This window comes from Pedobacter sp. 05T44, from assembly GCF_056395985.1.
Map to the genome: position 1 here is coordinate 226,862 of NZ_JBFTKO010000006.1, position 21,110 is coordinate 247,971.

Here is a 21,110-nt window from a genome sequence, read left to right on the forward strand (position 1 = left end):
ATTAAGACTTAACTTCTGTGTGTGCTTCTGCTGCAATTCCTTTTTCGGCTTTGCCTGCGTTCATGATCTCAGTTTGTTTACGGATAGACTCACCATGAACAAGTTCCAAAAATTTCTCAGTAAAGTTTAAATCTAACTTTAGTGCTTTTGCAAATGAGATACCTTTTTGAATGATGGCATCCCAACGGTTAACCTGTAAAATTGTAACCTGGTTATCGCGTTTGTACTCACCGATTTTAGCAACGATAGACATACGCTCACCTAATTTTTGTAATAAGATGTCGTCAATTTTATCGATTTGCTTACGGAATTCAGCTAATTGATCAGAGATCGCTTCATTTTTAGTTTCTGGTTCACGAACTGTTAAGCGATCAACCAACTCAGCTAAAGCAGCTGGAGTTACTTGTTGTTTAGCATCAGTCCACGCAACAGAAGGATCAACATGCGACTCGATCATTAAACCTTGCATATCTAAGTCTAATGCTTTTTGAGAGATGTAAGGAATTAACTCTCTGTTACCACAGATGTGACTTGGATCGTTGATGATAGGTAACTCAGGGCATAATGTTTTCAATTGGATAGCAAGTTCCCACATTGGTTCGTTACGGAACGAGCTTTTCTCGAATGAAGAGAAGCCACGGTGAATTGCACCTAATTTAGTGATACCAGCGCCATTGATACGCTCTAAAGCACCAACCCATAATTGTAAATCAGGGTTTACAGGGTTTTTAACTAATACAGGAATGTCTACACCTTTTAAAGCGTCAGCAATTTCCTGAACTGTGAATGGATTTACTGTTGAACGTGCACCAATCCAAAGGATATCTACACCAGCAGCTAAAGCTTCTTCAACGTGTTTAGCATTTGCAACCTCTACAGCTGTTGGTAAACCAGTTTCTAACTTAGCTCTTTTTAACCATTCTAAACCTATACTTCCAATTCCTTCGAATTCTCCAGGACGAGTACGTGGTTTCCAGATACCTGCTCTTAAAACAGATACTTTTCCTGTTGCAGCCAATAAATGAGCTGTAGTTAATAATTGCTCTTCAGTTTCTGCACTACAAGGTCCTGAGATGATCAAAGGCTCATTGTTGATGTTAAGCCAGGTGTTAAGCGGTTGAATGTTTAATTGTAATTTCATTGTTTTGGGGTTATATGTGTTAATATTTTATTTTAATTGGATTATTTATGCTAATTATACTTTGTCGTTTTTCTGGTACTCACCCATGATATTAAAGTTCACGGTGTATTTAAGGGCCTGGCGGACAGCTTTATCATAAGCCTCCATGTTTTTCCATTCCATATCTACATAGAAGTAATATTCATTTCTTTTGCCAAGCACAGGCATGCTCTGTATTTTGCTTAAGTTAACCTGCTGGTCAGCAAAGATGTTTAACACCTTAACCAGTGCACCAACATGGTTACTTACCTGGAAGCAAATAGATGCTTTATTGATTGGAGCCCCTTCTTCAGCTGTTCCTTTTTTAAGGATCAGAAAGCGGGTAAAGTTTTTCTTGTTTGATTCAATTCTTCTTTCAATGATATTTAGCCCATACAATTCCGCTGCAAGCGTATTTGCTATAGCAACTGTATCTGTAAGCTGTTCTTCCTTAATGCGCTTCGCACAGGCAGCAGTATCATTGCTCTCTATGATCTGGATCTGTGGGTAATCTTCAAAGAAATCAACGCATTGGCGAATAGCAATAGGGTGGGAAGTAGCATATTTGATATCCTCAAACTTTACACCGGGCAGTGCCATCAGGTGAAGTTGAATAGCCAGGTAAACTTCGCCAACTACAGCGAAATTGTATTCACGTATTAAGGTGTAATTCGGTAGAAGACTTCCGGCTATTGAATTTTCAATTGCCATTACCACGAAGTCTGCGCCATCGTTTTCTAAAACCTCGCATGTGTGTTTAAAGGAAGTACATTCAATGGTCTGAATGTCTTTTCCGAAAAACTTGAATGCGGCCTCTTCGTGAAATGAAGCTTTAATGCCTTGAATTGCTACTCTTGTTCCTTTTTTCATTAGAATATTTTCCCTTTTTAATGGTTATGAAATTATCATAACTGTTATTTTCTCTAAACGAAAAAAGTCCCGGCTTTAGACCGGGACTTTTCGTATACATTTATCTTATTAGATTCTAGTGCATATTAGTCCCGGCTCTTACTAAAGTAGTAGAAGTAACCAAACCAATATGTAGTGATATTTTTCAAAATTTTCTTTTCGTTTCGCCAAATGTACTAACAAAATTTAATTTGTCAATAGTTAATTTAAAAAAATTATTTATTGTTTGTTATAAGGTTCTTGTTGTGGTTCAAAATATTAGGCATTTTCTGACTTGGAAGTTAAGGTGTTTAGGTAAGCAAAACTATCCAAAATGTCGTTTTTTGATACCCTGCAGTTAAAATCACACGCTCCAATGCGGCTCAATAATGAGAACATGATCTGTCCGTTTTCATTCTTTTTATCGCTTTGCATAAATTCCAATAATTGGTCAAAACTTTCTTCCTTAATGTGATATTTAGGATATAATTTTAAAATATAGGTACCGATGTTGTTAAGCTCATCCTCGCTAAGCGTATTGTTTTTGGCCGACAAGAAGCCTTCGCATATCATACCTATGGCTATTGCCTCGCCATGTGTTAAAGGGTTTTTATCGTTTATTAAAGAATAGGTTTCAACCGCATGGCCTATAGTATGCCCATAGTTTAATATTTTTCTTAATCCTTTTTCATGAGGGTCTTCTGTTACAACCTCGTTTTTTATCTCTACCGAACGGTAAATAGCGTTGGCCCCAATTTGTTCGTAATCGCTGTTTTGCAATTCTGCATAATAGTCTTTGTCTACAATTAAACCATGTTTAATCATTTCAGCAAAACCAGAAAGCAGTTCTCTTTTAGGCAGCGTTTTAAGGAAGGAAGTTTCAATAAATACAGCTTGAGGAAGGGTAAACGTTCCAACCATATTTTTTACATTATCTACATCGATACCGGTTTTACCACCTACCGATGCATCAACCTGCGAAAGCAGGGTAGTAGGGATATTAATAAAATCTATCCCGCGTTTATATGTTGAAGCCACAAAGCCACCCATATCGGTAATCACGCCCCCGCCTAAATTTATCATCAAGCATTTGCGGTCTGCCTCAAAATCCAATAGTGTTTTCCAGATGCCAATACAAAAATCTATATTTTTGTTCTCTTCGCCAGGATCTGTTTCAATCAGATCAAATCCTGTAAAATCTCCCAGCATTTCCTGGAACTGAGGTAAGCATAATTCTGCGGTATTCCGATCCACAAATACAAAGATCTTGCTGTATTTGCTGCTTTCTATAATTTCTACCAGAGGGGCAAGATTTGCTTCAAAATGGATGGTATGTCCGGCACTGTTTAATTTGTTCATTAAATGATTGTTATTTTCTGACCCATAAAATCAATTACATCTCCAACCCGCACCTTCAATCGCTTGCGGTAATCAACCTTGCCGTTATATTTTACAAGACCGTCTTCAACAACAGTTTGGGCTTCGCCACCGCTTTGAACAAGTGCAGTTGCTTTTAACAACTGAATAAGGGGAATGAATTCGCCTTCTAATTTAAATTGTATCATTATAAGACAAACTTAGATAAAATTTTTTACTGCCAAAATTACAATTATTTATAGTGTGTTCTACCAGTGGTAGCTATGGAATTTATACTTTTGCAAACGATTTGACTAACTGACATTCACTAATGGAGACATTCCCCAAAAAATCATTGAATTTTGATGATACTGAAGTTGCTTTCCGCAACAAATCTAACTCTGAATTAAACGCCGCCTATTGGCTTTTTAAAATAATAAGCAGTAATTTTTTAACTAAAGTTGGCCCTCCGGTTACCAATTTCTTTTTGAACATTGGCTTACCAATTAAGGGTATTATTAAAGCCACCATTTTTAAACACTTTTGCGGAGGTGAAACGATTGCCGAATGTGCAGAAACAATTACGCAGCTTCATTCAGGTAAAGTAGGCACCATTCTGGATTATTCTGTAGAGGGTGAAGATGAAGAAGCTGTTTTTGATTTTACCTGCGAAGAGATTATCAGAACGATAGATCAGGCCGCTAAAGACAAACGTATTCCAATTACCGTATTTAAAGTTACAGGTATTGGCCGTTTTGCTTTGCTTGAGAAGTTGGATGCAAAACAGGCACTAACATCAGATGAAGAAGCTGAATATGAAAAAGTAAAGCAACGTTGCGAAAAGATCTGCAGAACTGCCTTTGATAAAAAGGTACCTGTAATGATTGATGCCGAAGAAACCTGGATCCAGAAAACAATTGATGAGCTTGCCGTAGAGATGATGCGTTTGTTTAATAAAGAAACCATTATTGTTTACAACACTTATCAGATGTACCGTCATGATAAACTTGCCGATTTAAAAGCAGACCACCTTATTGCGAAGGCTGCCGGCTATATTTTAGGGGTTAAAATGGTGAGAGGTGCTTACATGGAAAAGGAGCGTAAAAGAGCTGAAGAAATGGGTTATCCATCACCAATACAACCTACTAAAGAAGCATCTGATATTGATTATAACGAGTCGTTAAGGTATTGCATGGCTCATATTGATGAAATCGCTTTTGTCTGCGGAACTCACAATGAAGAAAGCAGCAGGTTATTGGCAGATTTGCTTGATCAGAATAAGATTGCGCACAATCATCCTCATGTTTATTTTGCCCAGTTATTGGGAATGAGTGATAATTTAAGCTTTAACTTATCTGACGCCGGGTATAACGTAGCGAAATACGTGCCTTACGGGCCAGTTAAAGCGGTAATGCCGTATCTTTTCAGAAGAGCTCAGGAAAATACTTCCATTGCCGGACAAACGAGCCGCGAGCTTGGGTTGATTATAAAAGAAAAGAAAAGAAGAAGATTGTAATACGTCATCTCCTTTGGTTAAAAGGAGATGACGGAGTGAAGTTAAATTTACTTCTTTACTTTAAAAGGCTGGCTCCCCGTTAGTAAGTCCCAGAATAAAATGAAATCGCAGGCTAAACTATAGGCCGGATACTGAAACGTAGCAGGTTTGTTTTTTTCGAAAAAGAAATGACCTACCCAGGCAAAGCCATATCCAACTATTGGAATGCCAATCATAAAGCGTAAGTCGTGAAACAATACAGCGGTAAACAATAGTAATACGGCTAACAGGCTTCCGATAAAATGTAATATCCGACTAGTAAGATTACTATGTTCGCTCAGGTAGAAAGGATAAAATTCCTTAAGAGATTTATATCTTTTTTCGGTCATGCGGCAAATTTAACTATAAGATATGATGATCAGTTAAAAATTGCTCCAGATCTTTAGGGTGCTTATCCATTAGAAGTGTATTAAGCCCTGCCAGTTTAGCTCCAACAAGATGCTGTGGGCTGTCATCAATAAACAATGTTTCCTCTGGTATAAGGTTGTTTTCTTTGATGACCTGTTCAAATATCTCAACATTTGGTTTACGAAGGAACATTTGCTGAGAGTAATATGTTTTTTCAAACAGGTGGTTATTATCCTCGACATTATATTCCCGTTTCAGGTAATCTACAATCCAGTTGTAATGAATTTCGTTATTGTTACTAAGTAGAAAAGTGCGGTATTTTTCTTTTACTTTAAGCAGCGTGTCGTGTACCGCAGCAGAGGGAACACCAATCAATAAACTGTTCCATGCGCTGTCAATTTGTTCGTCTGTCAGCCCTGGATTGTTGGCTGCTTCGCGTATTTTAATGCGAAACTGGGCCGGAGAGACAGATCCTGTTTCAAAATCATTAAAAATTTCATTATGATTTTTATGGGCAAAGAACTGCTGAACATCGGTTATACCTAATTGTAAAAGAGCATTTTGAGTCCTTACAAAGTCTATTTCGAATATAACGTTGCCATAATCGAAAATAATATTTTTTATTTTTTGTGCTAAAACTGTTTCCATAATTGGATACAAATATGTAACATTGCACTCGCAAAATCTAATAAGATTTTACAGGGCCATTAGCTCAGTTGGTTAGAGTAGAAGACTCATAATCTTTTGGTCGATGGTTCGAGCCCATCATGGCCCACTAACAAAAAAGCCGTTTTTCGATAAGAAGAACGGCTTTTTCCGTTTCTAAACGTCGACTTTTAAACCTACAGCACTCACTCTGGTAGTTTTGGGATTGATCCGTAGTTTTCAATGGATGTACATGATTGTTTGTTGAAATCGTATTAATTGGCTGAGGACCTATAAATGTTAAAAAATGTTAAATCAGTTTGAAAATTTTATTTTGTTTTTTTGATTTGCTCTCACAGACAAACTATTGAACCGACATTTTTTTAGGCTATTATTATAAATTCTAGTGTTTAGATCATGTTAGTAAATTTCTCACTTACCCACCTTCATGGAAGGTGCAAATCTTTATTGTTTTTTCTATTCCTTTTTGGATTACACCCGGGATTGCATGCCCAAGGTCAGGTTGCAACTATCGACGGCAAATCAGCTTTTACGGCAAGGCTGATCAATATCGAAGCCGCAACGAACGAGACATTTCGTTACAATACGACCTTACGTAATGGATCTGCAAAGCAGGCCCTGTACGAGTTCAAAACGAGTTTGCCGATCGGCTGGATGATCAGTTACAAGGTAGATGGTAATCAGGTGGCCTCTTTAAATATTGACCCGGGTACATCCCGAGATGTATCTATAGAGATCAATGCCACAGCAAGCACCACACCCGGCAAGTACAAAATACCTGTAAAGGCAGTTGCAAATAAGGATACCCTGTCCCTAAATCTGGAGGCAGTTGTAAAAGGGTCCTATGGAATAACCTTAACTACACCAACCGGGAAGCTGAGCGAAGAGCTTACCTCCGGTAACCATAAGGAAATCCTTCTAGAGGTAAAGAACTCGGGTACGCTGCCATTGAATGATGTTGAACTCACATCGCAATTGCCTACTAATTGGGAAGCTTCCTTTGAACCTGCCAAACTTAAACAAGTGGAGCCGGGGAAAAGCGTAAATGTAACTGCAAAGCTTAAAGTTCCGGATAAGACCATCGCAGGAGACTACGCTGCTACCTTTACCGCAACAAATAGTAATGGCAACGCCCAGGCAGCCTTCAGGATGGTTGTTACAACCTCATTACTCTCTGGGTGGATCGGTATTTTGGTTATCCTCTTAGCCATTTCACTGATATATTATCTGATCCGCAAGTATGGTAGAAGATAGAAGAAATGAAGGATCCTATAATACAACTGAAGGGCCTAACCAAATGTTATGGCCCTCAAAGAGCGGTAGATGATCTGAGCCTCAATATCAGTAAAGGCGAGATCTTTGGACTGCTGGGGCCTAACGGAGCAGGTAAAACCACAACTATACTCATGATGCTGGGGCTTACTGATCCAACAGATGGTACTGCATTTGTTTGTGGCTATAATGCAACAAGTAACCCTATTGCTGTAAAAAGAAAAGTAGGTTACATGCCCGATAGTTTAGGCTTTTATGATAACATGACAGCGCTTGAAAACCTAAAGTACATCGCAAGGTTAAATGGCCTCTCCGAAAATGAAATCAGAATACGAACGTCAGAACTGATGGAGATTGTTGGGCTTTCTTCGGTGATGACCAAGAAAACATCAACTTTCTCCCGAGGTATGAAACAACGCCTTGGCCTGGCCGAAGTATTAATTAAGCAACCAGATGTGATCATTCTTGATGAACCAACCCTGGGAATTGATCCGGGCGGCGTACAAGAGTTTCTGACACTTATAAAGCGTTTAAGCAAAGAGCAGGAATTGACCGTTCTGCTTTCTTCACATCATTTACATCACGTTCAGCAAGTATGCGATCGGGTAGGGATTTTTGTAAAAGGCAAATTATTGGCCCAGGGCAATATAGAAACCTTATCAGCCGATTTGTTTGGTCATATGGGACATGTTGTATCTATAAAGTCAGCACATGCTATTCCTCAGCCCTGGTCGTTGCAACAGGAACTGGAGCAATGGGAAGCCATTAAACAGATTACAATGGATAAAGAAACGATAGTGTTTGAATGTAAAGAGAACATTACACCGGCACTGGTCCGCTTTTTTGTTGAAAACGGATACGACATCCTTGGGGTACGTCAAAAAGACTATGGACTGGATGACATCTATCAACAATATTTTGAAGACATTAATTGAAAACCATGAACAGTCAAATTAATATATATAAGACCGCAAAAGGAATCCGGAAATCCAGTCCCTTTGGTGTAGTTCTTCACAAGGAAATGGCAGATCATATCCGAAGCTGGCGCTTTATTGTGCTGATCGGGTTGATCACACTAACGTTCATTGGGTCAATGTACGTGTCCTTAGGTAATATCCGCTCAGCCATAAGCAATACCAATGATCCGGATCACACTTTTCTATACCTTAAGTTATTAACTACCACTGATAATTCCACGCCGCCCTTCCATGTGTTTCTGAGCTTTCTTGGGCCCTTATTAGGTATCAGTCTGGGGTTCGATGCGATCAATATAGAGCAGAACAACGGAACGCTTACAAGAATTATGGCACAGCCCCTTTATAGGGACAACCTGTTGCTGGCCAAGTTTGTAAGTGCCATGATCATGGTCGGCACCTTATTCTTCGTATTAACTTTGTTGATGACAGGAGGAGGTCTGATCCTGACAGGGGTAAGGATGGAGCCACAGGAACTGTTAAGGATATTAGGCTTCGTGGTGATCAGCCTTATCTATGTAGGCTTTTGGCTGAGTTTGTCTATCGTACTATCTATTAAGTTCAGGCAAGCGGCTACTTCAGCGCTTACCGCTATAGGTATATGGCTATTTTTTACAGTATTTTACCAGATTATTGTCAACCTTGCAATCAGGTCCATTCTGCCTGATCCCAGTTTTTTGAGTCAGGACCAAATCCTGCGTTACAATGAGTTTATCCTCGATCTGTTGCGAATCGCACCCAACCAGCTTTATACAGATGCGAGCACAACCATGCTGATGCCATCCGTTCGAAGTCTTGGCCCGATGACGATGGAGCAAATGGCCGGTGCAATACCTGCGCCTTTGCCATTTAGAGAGAGCTTAATGATCGTGTGGCCTCAGGTAAGTGGTCTTATAGGAGCAACCGCAGCTTGTTTTGCGCTTTCCTATTATCTGTTTATGCGTCGTGAAATTCGATCTTAAATATGTTATATAAAATGATACAGGAATACTACATTCCCGGTATAAGCTGGTTTCGGTTGATCTTTAATGATAAGCGTAGCTTCAATAACAACTTTGGTAACACCTCTCAAGTTTGCTATCGAATTAAGCTTAGCCTTTAGTTGTACCTCACTGTCAACTAAAACGGCCTGGCCAAACCTAAAAGACTCTATACCGTAGTTTATTTCCATTTTAATGTTGCGAACATCGGCAATCTGTTTCCATAAGTATGGAATTAACGATAAGGTTAAATATCCATGTGCTATTGTAGCCTTAAATGGACCTTCGCTTTCCGCTTTTTCTTTATCAACATGAATCCATTGGTGATCCAATGTTGCATCAGCGAATTTATTAATCTGTTCCTGATCTATTTTATGCCAATTAGAAATACCTAACTCTTTGCCTAAATGCGATTTATATTCTTCAAAACTATTGATTATTAACATATATGTATTTATTTATCAATTAAGAGCCATTTCTATACCTTAGACAAAAGCATCAACTGTGCCAAGTTAACAATAAGTTGATTTGAACAAAACTTCTTTCCAAGAATATTTTACTGTTTGGCTTTCTTTAGGATAATTTAGCTAAATAAATGCATTTCTGAATTCTAAAGGCGAAAGATTGGTTTTCTTTTTAAATAACTTGCTAAACGACTGTGAATGTTCAAAACCTAAGGTATAGGCTATTTCACTTACAGATAAAGTTGTGGTAGATAATCTTTCTTTTGCTTTTTCAATCAGCTTTTCATGTATATGTTGCTGGGTACTTTGGCCAGTTAATGTTTTAAGTAACCCACTTAAATAACTGGGTGATACATTTAGTGCTTCCGCAATGTATGTTACGGTAGGGAGGCCCCTTTTCATTAAATCGTCACTGTTAAAATATTCGGTAAGTAGGTCTTCCAGCTTGTTTAAGGTTTTATGGCTGCTTATTTTTCTAGTAAGAAACTGCCGGTTGTAAAACCTTCCTGCATAAGTTAGCAATAATTCTAGTTGAGCTATAATAAGGTCCTGACTGAACTTGTCTATATTGGCCTGGTACTCCTGCTCAATGTTTAGCATAATGGCGGAAATCATTTCCTCTTCTTTTTCAGATAGAAACAGGGCCTCATGCACAGAATAATCAAAGTATTCGTATTCCTTTATTTTTCTGGCCAGCGGGGTATTCCAAAGAAAATCGGGATGGATATAGAGTATCCATCCTGAATGTTTCAATTTCTCGTTATTGTTCACCTCAATGCTAAAAACCTGTCCGGGCGACATAAAAGTCATAATGCCTTCATCAAAATCATAAGCCTGCTGGCCGTATTTCATTTTGCCATTAAAGTTTCTTTTTAGCGCAATGCAGTAAAAATCCAACACCAGACTAACCGGTTCACTGTCTTGCAAACGCGATATCGCTTCTACGTTAATCACGCTAATCAGCGGATGTTCGGGTTTAGGTAGTTCCCTGAACTTATGAAATTCGCTGATCGTTTTAAACCTATGGGGTGCTGTACTGGCCATATCACAAATTAATCATTTTAGTTAAAGACCGCGGCAAATTCTTTTGCAAAATCACTCAATTTTACTTTTCCCATAACTGCCGGTTTATTGCGGTTATAATCTTCTGCCAACAAACCGTTATGAAGACTTGCATACATTTCAGTCAGGCCAGCTGCAATGCGGGGGTTCATTCCAATTGATTCTAAACCGTTTTGCGTTTCTTCATCAGAAATGATCACCCATTTCAACTCAGGCTTGCCTATGGCAGTTCCTAAAATACGTGCAGTTTGGTTGCCTGTAAGTTCTTCGCTGGCTACATAGCGTACTTTTCTGCCGGTAAATGGTATTACTAATTCTTCGGCAACCGCGGCAGCAATGTCTATTGGCGAAACCCATGGGATAATACTTTCCGCACCATAGTTTGCGGCTATAACGCCACCGTTTTTGATCATATCTGTATAGCCATATAGATTATAAAAGAAGGATGTAGGGCGGATGTGGGTAATGGCTACTTCTGGCGATAACCCATTTAAAATACCTTCAACATTGTGTGCACCAAGCAGAATACCCGAACCCTGTTCTAAATGGGCACCAATGGTACTCAGGTTAACTACGCGTGTTACCCCGGATTTTTCAATGGCATCGGCGTAGTTTTGACCAAGCTGGCGATAGTAAGCAAGAAGATCAAGGCTATGGTCAAAGTAATTGTTGGGTGGCACCATGGTATATGCTGCATCTGCGCCGGTAAAGGTTTCTGTCAAAAAGTTTACATCTTCTAAAGAACCTATAGCAGGTATGGCACCTAAATCTGCTATCTCAGTTTTTTTGTCCGGGTTACTGCTTATTACGGTAACCTGGTGACCTTGTTGTACTAATGTTTTGGTTAATGGTCTGCTAATGTGACCTAATGAACCTGTGATTGTTATTTTCATCGGAGTATAATTTTATTGATACTCCAAAGGTCTGCAGGATAAAGCAGGGGTATGTAGCCGAATCTACTGTTGTTGTAGTCAGATTTAAGTACCCTTCTTTCTCAATTCATTTGCTAAACCTTTAATAAATAAGTAATTAATAGTCCCGCCAATCACGCCGCCTGCCACCGGTACTAAGCGTCTGCTTAATTTAGATCCTAAATTCATCAGTATTTTCTCTGCAACCTCTTCCATAATGTTTTTGCTGATGGCCAATTTGGCATCGGCCTTAACAGATGAGGCTACAATCTTAAAAAAGTCGTCAAAACTGATTTTATACTTGCCGGTATTGTGGTAAGAAATAGCCAGGGTAACCCTAAATTGCTGAGTGATAATGTTAATCACATCCAGCGGTGTACCAATAAGCATGGTGCCAACGCCACCCACTCCGGTAATTAATCCTGAGCCTGCTGCCAATAAAGCACATTGATTGGTAAATTTATCGATCCCCATAGCATCCACACCTTTTTTGATGTTCAGCTGGTCAATCTGATTAAAAATCTGCTTAAAGCCACCTGCTGCCAGTTGCTTAAAGCTTCCCTGGATGTCCGTTCTTACCTTTTTAAAATTGATCCGCTTAAACGATGGTAAATTCATTCCTTTTTGTTTTAGTACAAATTGATAGTACTACTTTCATGCCAGAGCAGAAATTCAAAAAAAGTAAATAGATTTGTTTTCCTTCAAAAACCTGTTTTTGTAATGAATAGTGCGTTAAAGCAACATATAGAAAAAATTACTCCATTAACGGATGCCGAATTCGAATATGTTTCTTCAATGTTCAGCAGTAAAAAGCTTAAGAAACATCAATTCCTGGTACAGGAAGATAGTGAGGTCCACAACGAGTATTGGGTAGTAAAAGGATTGCTTAAAGCCTACCATACAGACGAAGACGGGAAGATACACATTCTGCAGTTTGCCATGGAAGACTGGTGGATCACCGATTTTCAGGCCTACATGAATTGCACCCCGGCAACAATTGCTATAGATTGTATAGAAGACTGTGAATTGCTTGTTTTATCGAGAGATAATAAGGAAAAGCTGTGCAATGAATTACATAGCATTGCCAATTTCTTTCGTAAAAAATCCAATGTTGGGTATGTTGCACTGCAACAGCGTATCCTGCTGTTGCTCAATAAAAATCCTCAGGAAAGATATAACCGTCTGTTTAAACTGAATCCAAAATTGCTCCAGCGTCTTCCTAAAACTTTACTGGCATCTTATTTAGGGGTGTCAAGAGAAACCCTAAGCCGGTTAAGCCATCCATAGTGTGCGTGTAATCACAATTATTTTGTGATTAGCATCCTTCTTGCTGTCGTATTATTGTTCCAACTTTGCATCATTATATTTTATCTTATATAGAATGAATTTGATCAAAAAAGGAATGATGGCTCTTGCTGCGTGTGCCATTTTCATCTCCCTAACCTTGTCTGCGGCGGCACAATCAAAAAATAAAGCAAATACTATGAAAAAGAAAATTCTGTTTGTGGTTACCAGCCACGATAAAAAAGGAAGCACCGGTGATCCCACAGGTTATTACCTGGGTGAAGTAACCCATGCCTGGAAAGTACTAAAAGATGCGGGTTATGAAATAGATTTTGTTAGCCCGAAGGGAGGTCAGCCTCCGGTTGATGGCCTGGATTTAAGAGATGCAGTAAATAAGGAATTCTGGGACGACCAATATTATCACAATAAAATCAATCATAGTTTAAAACCTGCTGAGATAAAGCCCGAAGAATATTCAGCTATTTATTATGCAGGGGGGCATGGAGCGGTTTGGGATTTTCCTGATAACGAAGAAATCTCGGCAATAGCCACTAAAATATACGAAAATAACGGTATTGTCAGTGCGGTTTGTCATGGTCCTGCAGGGATTGTGAACATTAAATTGCGCGATGGCAAGTACCTGATAGCTGGTAAGAAAGTGAACGGCTTTACCAATGAGGAAGAGGTAGCCGTTAAATTGGATAAAGTTGTTCCTTTTTTATTGGAAGATAAGCTGATTGAGCGAGGTGGCATTTATGAAAAATCGGCCCCCTGGCAAGAGCATGTAGTAACTGATCAGCGATTGGTTACCGGACAAAATCCCCAGTCTGCACATGCAGTTGGTAAAGCGGTTTTGGCATTACTTTCAAAATAAATACAATATTAATGCAGCTATGACGGCAGGAGCATAGCTGCATTAATATTACTTGTATATCAATTAGTTTTTTAGTAATTTCAACTTACTGATAATATAGGGATTAGCTGGCTACGGTAACCTCGTAACAGGCATTTGTCAGGACCAGACGGACCACCATATTTTAATTTATTAGCATAGCTATGTTTATATCGATTATCACTCCTACCTATAATCGTGCTGATACGCTTCATCGTTGTTATGAGTCGTTGAGCAAACAGTCTTTTAAAAATTTTGAGTGGATTATTGTTGATGATGGCTCTACAGATGATACATCAGAAACCGTGTCGGCGTGGCAGCGTGAGTCGCCTTTAAATATTAATTATTATCAGAAACCCAACGGGGGCAAGCCCTCTGCCGTAAATCAGGGCGTAAAGCTTGCAAGCGGTGAAATGTGTGCAATACTTGATTCCGATGATGCCCTTTGCCACGATGGGCTTAAAACCTTAGTTGATGAATGGGAAAGCCTCTCACCGGATGTAAGGGATAAGTATTGGTGTGTATGTGCTTTGGTGGAGGATTCGATTACAAAACAGGTTGTCGGCGACTTATTTCCTGCAGATCACATCACCATTACAGGAGGTGAATTTCAGTTTAAGTATAAAATAATAGGTGAAAAATTTGGCTTAATGCGTACCGCATTGTTAAAGAAGAATCCATATCCAGAAGCAGAGGGCTATAAATTTGTACCCGAAAGTTATATTTGGAATAGGTTGGGGCGACAATACCAGTACATCTGCATCAATACAGTAGTGCGAACTTATTTTATCCCAACAGGCTCTGGTTTTGGCAATCTGAGTGGCAAAGCAAACAGAATCCGAAATGCCAAAGGTTTAACTATGTGTGATGTTGATGTAGTGAATGAAGACCTGCCACATTGGTTTTTCAGCTCGCCCGTATTCTTTTTCAAAAGAGCCGCTCAGCTCTCCCGTTACGGAATGCATTCTGAATCTTTTTTGCGCCAGTATAACAGCATAGGAACCGGATGGGGTAAGGCGCTTGTTTTACTCTCGTTCCCACTTGGCTTTACACTTTATTTAGCAGACAAGCTATGGTTTAAATATTATTACGCCCCAGCCAAGGCTAAATTATTAAGAGATACCGTTTCCTGAAACCGATAGTTCAAAATTGGAATTGGTGGCGAAGGGTGTCCGCAATATGGATTAAACAGAGAACGTTTCTAAATTGAAATGATCTTGCCTGGTCTGTTTACTTTGTTTTAGCTTTGGCCAAAATTAAAAATAGATGTCAAAAACGAAGCTTACAATTAACAATAACGGATCGGTAAAGATAGAAGGCGATTTTGAAATCGTTGACAAGAATGGTGAAGTGTACGGATTGCAGGGCAGAACTGTGCTATCAATTTGTCGCTGCGGACTTTCAAAAAATAAACCATTTTGCGATGGATCTCATAATKGTCATTTTGAGCATGAGGCTGTGGCGTTTGATCTGCCTCCTAAAAAGGTTTAATTTGCCGGAAGGGTATAAATTATAAAAAGGGGTTTCAATTTGATACCCCTTTTTTTACTTCACTTCTTTAACAAGTAAATTATCAATGCTTGCCAGTGAATCATAGGCCCTAACGCCAATCATACCGCTTTTAAATTCTGAATCTTTTACAGATATCAATGGCTTTTCTGATCCGTTAAAGTATACCTTAATGTCACTGCCTTTGGCTTCTATTTTAACCTTGTATGACTTTCCTATTTCTAATTTTTGCTGTTCTGATGCAAGTGCAACCCATTTCTGGTCAGATGATTTGCCCAATTGGATCGTGCCTGTTTCTGCATCAATTCCCAGGTAATAGCCCTTATACATATCTGCACCAAGTACCGCATCCGTCACTCTAAAAACCAGACCGGCATTTCCTTTTGAGTTTAGCTGTACGGTGGCCTCGTAGCTCAGGTCCTTAAACATGGTACTGCTCGCAATCGCTTTTGAACCATGGATCCCATATCCCCAGGAACCTTTGTTAGATGCGGCGTGGATTGCTCCATCTTTAATAAACCAGCTGCCGCCATATAACAACCAGTCTTTAACTGTAGCATTGTCAAAGTTTTCTTTAAACAACTTACGCGGACTTTCAGGCGTGCCAATTACAGGAAAATTACTGATTCTGATGTTTTCACTTCCAAAAGGAGTAAGGGTTATTTCTTCTGTCTGTTCCGATGAAGCAACCGGACTTCTTGGTACTTCAAAGGCATGCATTTTATTATAAGCCATGGTCCATGAAGGTATTTTCTTTGCAGAGACTTTCAGTTTAACAGGCGTAGTGGCTTGGATAAACGGATTCTCGGGCATAGCTGTGTTTTGAACTTTTACCGAAGCAGCCAGATTCTTACGATCTATCACCAATCCATAGTTCCAGGGCGAAGCAGAGGACACCTCATAGTCAAAAAAGCCTTCTACAGGATGTTTTTTACGAATACTGTATTTAGCATTCATCTGTAATCCATACACCAAGGGGCCACGTTCTACAGTAACCGATTGGTTTACCTGATCTGATACTTTTACTTCCATTGGGAAATTAAGTACTACCTCGTCATTGCTGCTCCATGATCGGTTTACGGTATAAACCTGACCGATTTTAACATTCGATAATGCTTTGCCATTCACCGCTATTTGCGGATTTTTACACCATTCGGGTATTCTTAATTTCAATGGGAAAGTGGCAGCCTTTGCTAAGTCTATTTTAATTCTGATCTGCTCTTCAAAAGGATAGTTGGTCACCACATTCAATTTAACGGGAACGGCATCAGCTACAAAAGCATTCAGCTCAACCGGGGCATAGGCAATTACGGCCAAACCCTTATCAGGAGTTGCTGCCCAGCTGTTTTTTACAAAATAAGGCCATCCCATGTGCATGTTGTACCTGCAGCATCCCATGCCGGAGTACGGACTTAAAAGGATTCCTCCATCGTAGTCCTCATCAAAACCAGAGTTACCGTGCTTACATACCACCTGGTTGGGCTGTGTATAATATAAATGAGATTTAATGTCTCTGCTAAACTGCGATGGCAAGGTGTTAAAAGCAATTTTCTCCAGTCTGTCGCCAATCTGTGTATCATGAACTATTCGGGCTGTGGTTTCCAGACTTTGCATCCATTCTACCACGGTACAAGTCTCCGTTCCCTGAAAGGAACTTCTGCCAGCCAGGAATTCTGTTCCCGATGCAATGCCCGATGCCTGTCCGTGATCTCTTATTAAATTATAGATTCCTTTTTCAGTTGCATCTCTGTAAAATGGAGTGTTGTTCAACTGTGAGTAAATTGCCGGAAGTTTAAGCGCCTGACCAACACTAACGCTGTGTTTGGTATGGAAATCATCGCCATAATGGTAGAACTGGTTATTTGTATAGATATCTGCCCAAGGATAGGCCTGTGATTTTAGTTTTTCTGCTAAGGTTAGCAGCGACCTTTCGCCAGTTCTGTTGTATAACCACAATACCAATTCTATGTTGTCGCCGGTTCTAGATTTGCTCCATTCCGTTAATGGTTTTTTATCCAGGTTCTCCAGCTGATACTTAAAATATTTGGTAAAAAAACCAATCACCCGTTCATCGCCGGTAGCCTCATAATAACTTTGTATGGCATACATCATTGGCATTCTTGGCCACCAGTCGTTCATTTTTGCTGGGCCAAAAGCTCCGTTCGCCTGCTGGTGGTCTAATGTCCAGTTTATCCATTTCTGCGATTTTGCTTTTAATTCAGGATTATCCAATGTATAAGCCAGTGCTATAAGTCCTTTTACGTAATAAGGAACACGTTCCCAACCTTCGCCATTGCCACCCAGCCAATCAGATTCAGGGCCAAGGTTAGATGCCTCCGGATAAAGTTCTTCGGCATGTCCGGTTGCGCCATCTTTTTGCAATTCCAATTGTTTCAATAACCAGCCTTTGGCTTTTATACTGCCAAGGGGAAGCTGTATGTACGTGTCGGCGGTTAGCGGCGCACGGTTGTATATATATTGCTTTCCAGGGCTGTTTTGCGCAAAGAGCAATGACGGGATCGAAGCAAATGCCAAGATGAGTGATTTCTTAACGTTCATGTTTATAAATGGCTTTGTGTGTTTAAAGAACAAGTTTATTATAAAATATTTACTGTTTCAGCTCTTATATGTAAATTGATACAATCTGAAGAATTTTTGAAACGTATAGGCGAGTATTATCACTGAATGTTAATATTACTTAATGAATGGATAAGAAATCAAAATTACGGGTTTCAGAATGTGCTTTATTTGTTGCCGAATTTAGTTGATCTCATGAAATGAAAAAGTACCTGTTTATTCCCCTCATCCTTTGTGTTTTATTTTTAACACCCTGCATGCTTATTGCCCAAATAACGGAAAGGCCAAGACCTGTTGAATGGGATCAGCTGGTAGAAGGCGGGCGGTTTAAAGATCGTTTGTTACCTATGCCAAAAGGCAAGCTCAGCAGTGATACCTGGGGTGCCAAAGGTGTATTGCCAAGGTACGTAGATAATGGCATTGAAGACCGCATCAGATCTTATTGGGGAGGGAAAATAATTTTAGGATCGGATAAACTCTATCACCTTTATGTAGCCGGCTGGCTCGAAAGTTCGGCGAAAGGTCATGCCGAGTGGCCAAATTCAATTGTTTACCATACGGTAAGCGATAACTCAATTGGCCCTTTTGTGGTAAAAGACACTATAGGCAAAGGGCATAATCCTGAAGTTTTCCGGATCAAAGACGGCAGATATGTGATTTATATTATTGACGGATATTACATTTCAAATAGTTTAAACGGGCCATGGGAATTAAAGCATTTTGATTTTGAGAAAAGAGATCGCCCGATTATCGAGGGCCTGTCTAATTTAACCTTTGCGCAAAGAGAAGACGGCTCTTACCTTATGGTGTGCAGAGGTGGTGGTGTATGGATCAGTAAAACAGGAATTTCTGCTTACAATCAAATTACCGACAGAAGGGTATACCCCAATGTAAAGGGCGAGTTTGAGGATCCGGTGGTGTGGCGCGACAATGTTCAATACCATTTAATTGTGAACGACTGGTTAGGCAGAATCGCCTTTTACCAACGCTCAAAAGATGGGGTTAACTGGGTTACAGATCCCGGAGAGGCATATACCATTGGAGTAGCTAAACATGAAGACGGACAGGTGGAAGACTGGTATAAATTTGAACGTATTAAAGTGCTTCAGGATAATTATGGAAGAGCTATTCAGGCGAACTTTGCAGTAATAGATACTTCTAAGGCAGATGATAAAGCCAGCGACCGCCATAGTTCCAAAAACATCAGCGTACCGTTGAACCCGGGGGTTTTGCTGACCATGCTGAACAAGGAAATGCCGACAGCTAAAACCAAAGTGATCAGCGTTAAAATTGCAGCCGAAAAAGGCTTTAACCCGCAAATAGATGTAGATGTTAAATCCCTTCGTTTTGGGGCGTCAACAGAAGTTAACTTTGGCAGGGGCAGCAAGGTATTAAGTGTGGTAAAATCAAACAAAGATCTGATTGTAAATTTTGATGCCAAAGGCAGTGGCATCACAAAAGAGGAATTTGCACCAAAGCTGATCGGGAAATCTACCGCAGGTAAGCTGCTTTACGGATACACCCGTGTGCCATGGTTAAACTATAATGAGGCCATTCTTTCAGCCCGTAAACCGGTATTTAGCTCAGAGAATAATAAAACCAAACTAAAAATAGAGGTAGAAAATTTTGGCCAGGTAGTGTCTAAAAAAAGCGTTTTAGAAGTTACCTGTCTTGTTGGTAACGAGAAGAAAACTTTAGGCATAGCAGCGGTTCCGGTACTACAGCCATACGGTAAAACAGAAGTTAGTTTGCTTACAGATCAGGTATTTGAAAAAGGGAAGGAGTATGCGTTTTCTGTAACGGTGAGTACCAATAACACAAAAGTTTCCGTATTCGAGTTTAAAGCGGTTCCTGTTAAATAAGATCAGAATGTTTCTTTTGTCTTCAGGTCTGAGATATGTAAGTTTTCGAAATAGCCTATTCCTGCTATTGTCAGTTTAACTCCCATTATCTTACCAATTGATTTGTTGTACTGTGTTTTAAAAGCTTCTTTAGAGTTGATGTATAGTTTAACCTGTTTGTTTTCAATTCGAAGCTTTAAATCAGCGCCGGTACTCAGGTCATGTCCAAGCGCCCTAAGGTCATATTTTGCGCCATCTTTAACATCTTCAGAAAACTGATAATGTGCCCAGGCCACACATTCGGGTTTAATGATGCCAAACACATGCTTATCCTTTTCTCCGTAAATAAACAGATCTGCTTGTGAGCATCTTACACCGGCCCTGTTTTCGGAAGAGGCAACGTGCACCGTCAGTTCAAAATTATCTCCGTTGATATTGGTAGGTCTTACGTGTGAAAAATGAACAAAGAACGTGCGGTTGGTATCCACACCGGCACTGTAAACTTCTCTTGCTGATACCGTAATTGGCGTTCTAAGGCCTAAATCTTTTACTAAAACCGGGTATACTCTTGTGGTATCCTGCATCACAGAAGTAATGGCACTCCAGGTTTTACTTTGCAGATAAACATATCCGGTATCGATGGGTCTTTTCTTATACAACAGCACAGGGTAGTACCTTCCTGGGATTTCGTAATAATGATTAAAAAGGCTGTCTGAGAGGTTAACCCTCTTTATCTTACCATCACCAAAATCAACAGAGAAATTAGAAGATGAATCAGGCAATGGTCCTGCTGCGTCCAGTTTAAATATAGCCGAATGTGGAGTAAGTCCTTCGGGGTTTATGCACTTCAGCTTTACGTTCTGGGCAAAAAGATCCGTGCCTGTATCTGGTTTTCTTAATAGTACTATCGCAATAAACGTAACCAGTACTATAAAAGCAATAAAGTATAACATTTTCTTATTGCTTTCCTGCTTATGCGTTTCAGGGGTTTTTGCAGGTGCCTTCTGTACTAATCCGGTTTTTACATCTATAATGGGATTCTTAAACTCAAATTCGTACCAGTCTCTGTAGCCTATAAATTTCGCAAGGGCATCGCGTGTTGCCTTTTGTGGATAATACCGGGTAGATGTTTTAGATTTTCCAAAGATTCTTTTAAGGGTGCTTTCGCTTAAATGAATGGATGTTTTACGTGACAATAAACCACTTAACCTTACATAGTCGCTGTTCGTCCAATCAGAAATTGGTTTTTCACCGATCTGCTCAGCTACCTTCTGACAGCATATGTCCAGCTGTTGAAAAAATATTGAATTTTCAGCTTGTTCAGAATACCTATTCATCTGGTGTAAGTGGTTGTTTTATAGTTGGTTAGGTT

21 protein-coding genes and 1 tRNA gene are annotated in these 21,110 nt (G+C 39.7%); 10 read left to right on the forward strand and 12 right to left on the reverse strand.

From position 1 onward, the window contains the following. Position 1: 1 nt before the first annotated feature. The 4 genes from AC1DDK_RS12550 to AC1DDK_RS12565 form a co-directional block, all read right to left on the reverse strand. On the reverse strand, positions 2–1,141 hold the full coding sequence (locus AC1DDK_RS12550; protein WP_172659741.1) for a chorismate mutase: 1,140 nt from the start codon (positions 1,139–1,141) through the stop codon (positions 2–4). Between the two features lie 54 nt (positions 1,142–1,195). Then, the gene (locus AC1DDK_RS12555) at positions 1,196–2,029 is read right to left on the reverse strand and encodes a prephenate dehydratase (RefSeq protein WP_172659742.1); all 834 of its coding nucleotides are present in this window, start codon (positions 2,027–2,029) and stop codon (positions 1,196–1,198) included. A gap of 297 nt (positions 2,030–2,326) precedes the next feature. Further along, positions 2,327–3,406: a 3-dehydroquinate synthase gene (gene aroB / locus AC1DDK_RS12560; protein ID WP_337716532.1), complete on the reverse strand. Its 1,080-nt coding sequence runs from the start codon at positions 3,404–3,406 to the stop codon at positions 2,327–2,329. Next, on the reverse strand, positions 3,406–3,612 hold the full coding sequence (locus tag AC1DDK_RS12565; protein WP_048906717.1) for an RNA-binding S4 domain-containing protein: 207 nt from the start codon (positions 3,610–3,612) through the stop codon (positions 3,406–3,408). Before AC1DDK_RS12565 ends, aroB begins: the two co-directional genes overlap by 1 nt. Before the next feature lie 122 nt (positions 3,613–3,734). Here AC1DDK_RS12565 and AC1DDK_RS12570 point away from each other — a divergent pair, with 122 nt between their 5' ends. Further along, entirely contained in the window at positions 3,735–4,919 is a 1,185-nt protein-coding gene (locus AC1DDK_RS12570; protein WP_288878962.1) for a proline dehydrogenase family protein, read from the forward strand. A 47-nt stretch (positions 4,920–4,966) separates the two neighbouring features. Here the strand turns inward: AC1DDK_RS12570 and AC1DDK_RS12575 are convergent, their stop codons facing one another. Further along, on the reverse strand, positions 4,967–5,287 hold the full coding sequence (locus AC1DDK_RS12575) for an Mpo1-like protein (protein ID WP_172659745.1): 321 nt from the start codon (positions 5,285–5,287) through the stop codon (positions 4,967–4,969). 13 nt (positions 5,288–5,300) lie between these two features. Next, complete coding sequence (locus AC1DDK_RS12580; protein ID WP_337716534.1) at positions 5,301–5,954, reverse strand: HAD family hydrolase; 654 nt, start codon at positions 5,952–5,954, stop codon at positions 5,301–5,303. 53 nt (positions 5,955–6,007) lie between these two features. Here AC1DDK_RS12580 and AC1DDK_RS12585 point away from each other — a divergent pair. The 4 genes from AC1DDK_RS12585 (at position 6,008) to AC1DDK_RS12600 (ending at position 9,180) form a co-directional block, all read left to right on the forward strand. Next, a tRNA-Ile gene (locus AC1DDK_RS12585) sits at positions 6,008–6,081 on the forward strand. Positions 6,082–6,368: 287 nt separating this feature from the next. Further along, on the forward strand, positions 6,369–7,226 hold the full coding sequence (locus tag AC1DDK_RS12590) for a COG1470 family protein (protein WP_288878964.1): 858 nt from the start codon (positions 6,369–6,371) through the stop codon (positions 7,224–7,226). Positions 7,227–7,231: 5 nt separating this feature from the next. After that, a complete protein-coding gene (locus AC1DDK_RS12595; protein ID WP_288878966.1) occupies positions 7,232–8,179 on the forward strand; it encodes an ABC transporter ATP-binding protein in 948 nt (315 codons plus the stop codon). A 5-nt stretch (positions 8,180–8,184) separates the two neighbouring features. Continuing rightward, on the forward strand, positions 8,185–9,180 hold the full coding sequence (locus AC1DDK_RS12600; protein WP_288878967.1) for an ABC transporter permease: 996 nt from the start codon (positions 8,185–8,187) through the stop codon (positions 9,178–9,180). Between the two features lie 5 nt (positions 9,181–9,185). Here the strand turns inward: AC1DDK_RS12600 and AC1DDK_RS12605 are convergent, their stop codons facing one another. The 4 genes from AC1DDK_RS12605 to AC1DDK_RS12620 all read right to left on the reverse strand — a co-directional run bounded on the left by AC1DDK_RS12605 (position 9,186) and on the right by AC1DDK_RS12620 (position 12,253). After that, positions 9,186–9,644 (reverse strand): MaoC family dehydratase, encoded by a 459-nt coding sequence (locus tag AC1DDK_RS12605; RefSeq protein WP_172659750.1) that lies wholly within the window; start codon positions 9,642–9,644, stop codon positions 9,186–9,188. A 141-nt stretch (positions 9,645–9,785) separates the two neighbouring features. After that, a complete protein-coding gene (locus AC1DDK_RS12610; protein ID WP_172659751.1) occupies positions 9,786–10,706 on the reverse strand; it encodes a helix-turn-helix domain-containing protein in 921 nt (306 codons plus the stop codon). Between the two features lie 17 nt (positions 10,707–10,723). After that, positions 10,724–11,617, reverse strand: a complete 894-nt coding sequence (locus tag AC1DDK_RS12615) for an NAD(P)H-binding protein (RefSeq protein WP_288878968.1) — start codon at positions 11,615–11,617, stop codon at positions 10,724–10,726. 84 nt (positions 11,618–11,701) lie between these two features. After that, the gene (locus tag AC1DDK_RS12620) at positions 11,702–12,253 is read right to left on the reverse strand and encodes a hypothetical protein (protein WP_288878969.1); all 552 of its coding nucleotides are present in this window, start codon (positions 12,251–12,253) and stop codon (positions 11,702–11,704) included. Between the two features lie 102 nt (positions 12,254–12,355). Between AC1DDK_RS12620 and AC1DDK_RS12625 the strand changes: the two genes are divergently transcribed. The 4 genes from AC1DDK_RS12625 (at position 12,356) to AC1DDK_RS12640 (ending at position 15,302) form a co-directional block, all read left to right on the forward strand. Continuing rightward, positions 12,356–12,922, forward strand: a complete 567-nt coding sequence (locus AC1DDK_RS12625) for a Crp/Fnr family transcriptional regulator (protein ID WP_172659754.1) — start codon at positions 12,356–12,358, stop codon at positions 12,920–12,922. Positions 12,923–13,016: 94 nt separating this feature from the next. After that, positions 13,017–13,793: a type 1 glutamine amidotransferase domain-containing protein gene (locus AC1DDK_RS12630; RefSeq protein ID WP_246269421.1), complete on the forward strand. Its 777-nt coding sequence runs from the start codon at positions 13,017–13,019 to the stop codon at positions 13,791–13,793. Positions 13,794–13,975: 182 nt separating this feature from the next. Further along, positions 13,976–14,944: a glycosyltransferase family A protein gene (locus AC1DDK_RS12635; RefSeq protein ID WP_172659755.1), complete on the forward strand. Its 969-nt coding sequence runs from the start codon at positions 13,976–13,978 to the stop codon at positions 14,942–14,944. A gap of 133 nt (positions 14,945–15,077) precedes the next feature. Continuing rightward, positions 15,078–15,302, forward strand: a complete 225-nt coding sequence (locus AC1DDK_RS12640; RefSeq protein ID WP_477633940.1) for a CDGSH iron-sulfur domain-containing protein — start codon at positions 15,078–15,080, stop codon at positions 15,300–15,302. A gap of 54 nt (positions 15,303–15,356) precedes the next feature. On the opposite strand, the gene AC1DDK_RS12645 is transcribed toward AC1DDK_RS12640, so the two are convergent. Then, the gene (locus tag AC1DDK_RS12645; RefSeq protein WP_337716537.1) at positions 15,357–17,879 is read right to left on the reverse strand and encodes a beta-L-arabinofuranosidase domain-containing protein; all 2,523 of its coding nucleotides are present in this window, start codon (positions 17,877–17,879) and stop codon (positions 15,357–15,359) included. 218 nt (positions 17,880–18,097) lie between these two features. On the opposite strand from AC1DDK_RS12645, the gene AC1DDK_RS12650 reads away from it, so the two are divergent. After that, positions 18,098–19,759: a glycoside hydrolase family protein gene (locus AC1DDK_RS12650; protein ID WP_337716539.1), complete on the forward strand. Its 1,662-nt coding sequence runs from the start codon at positions 18,098–18,100 to the stop codon at positions 19,757–19,759. 2 nt (positions 19,760–19,761) lie between these two features. Here AC1DDK_RS12650 and AC1DDK_RS12655 read toward each other — a convergent pair whose 3' ends face one another. After that, positions 19,762–21,075 carry a hypothetical protein gene (locus AC1DDK_RS12655; protein WP_337716541.1) on the reverse strand — a complete coding sequence of 438 codons (1,314 nt, stop codon included), beginning with the start codon at positions 21,073–21,075 and terminating at the stop codon, positions 19,762–19,764. Positions 21,076–21,110: the final 35 nt, after the last annotated feature.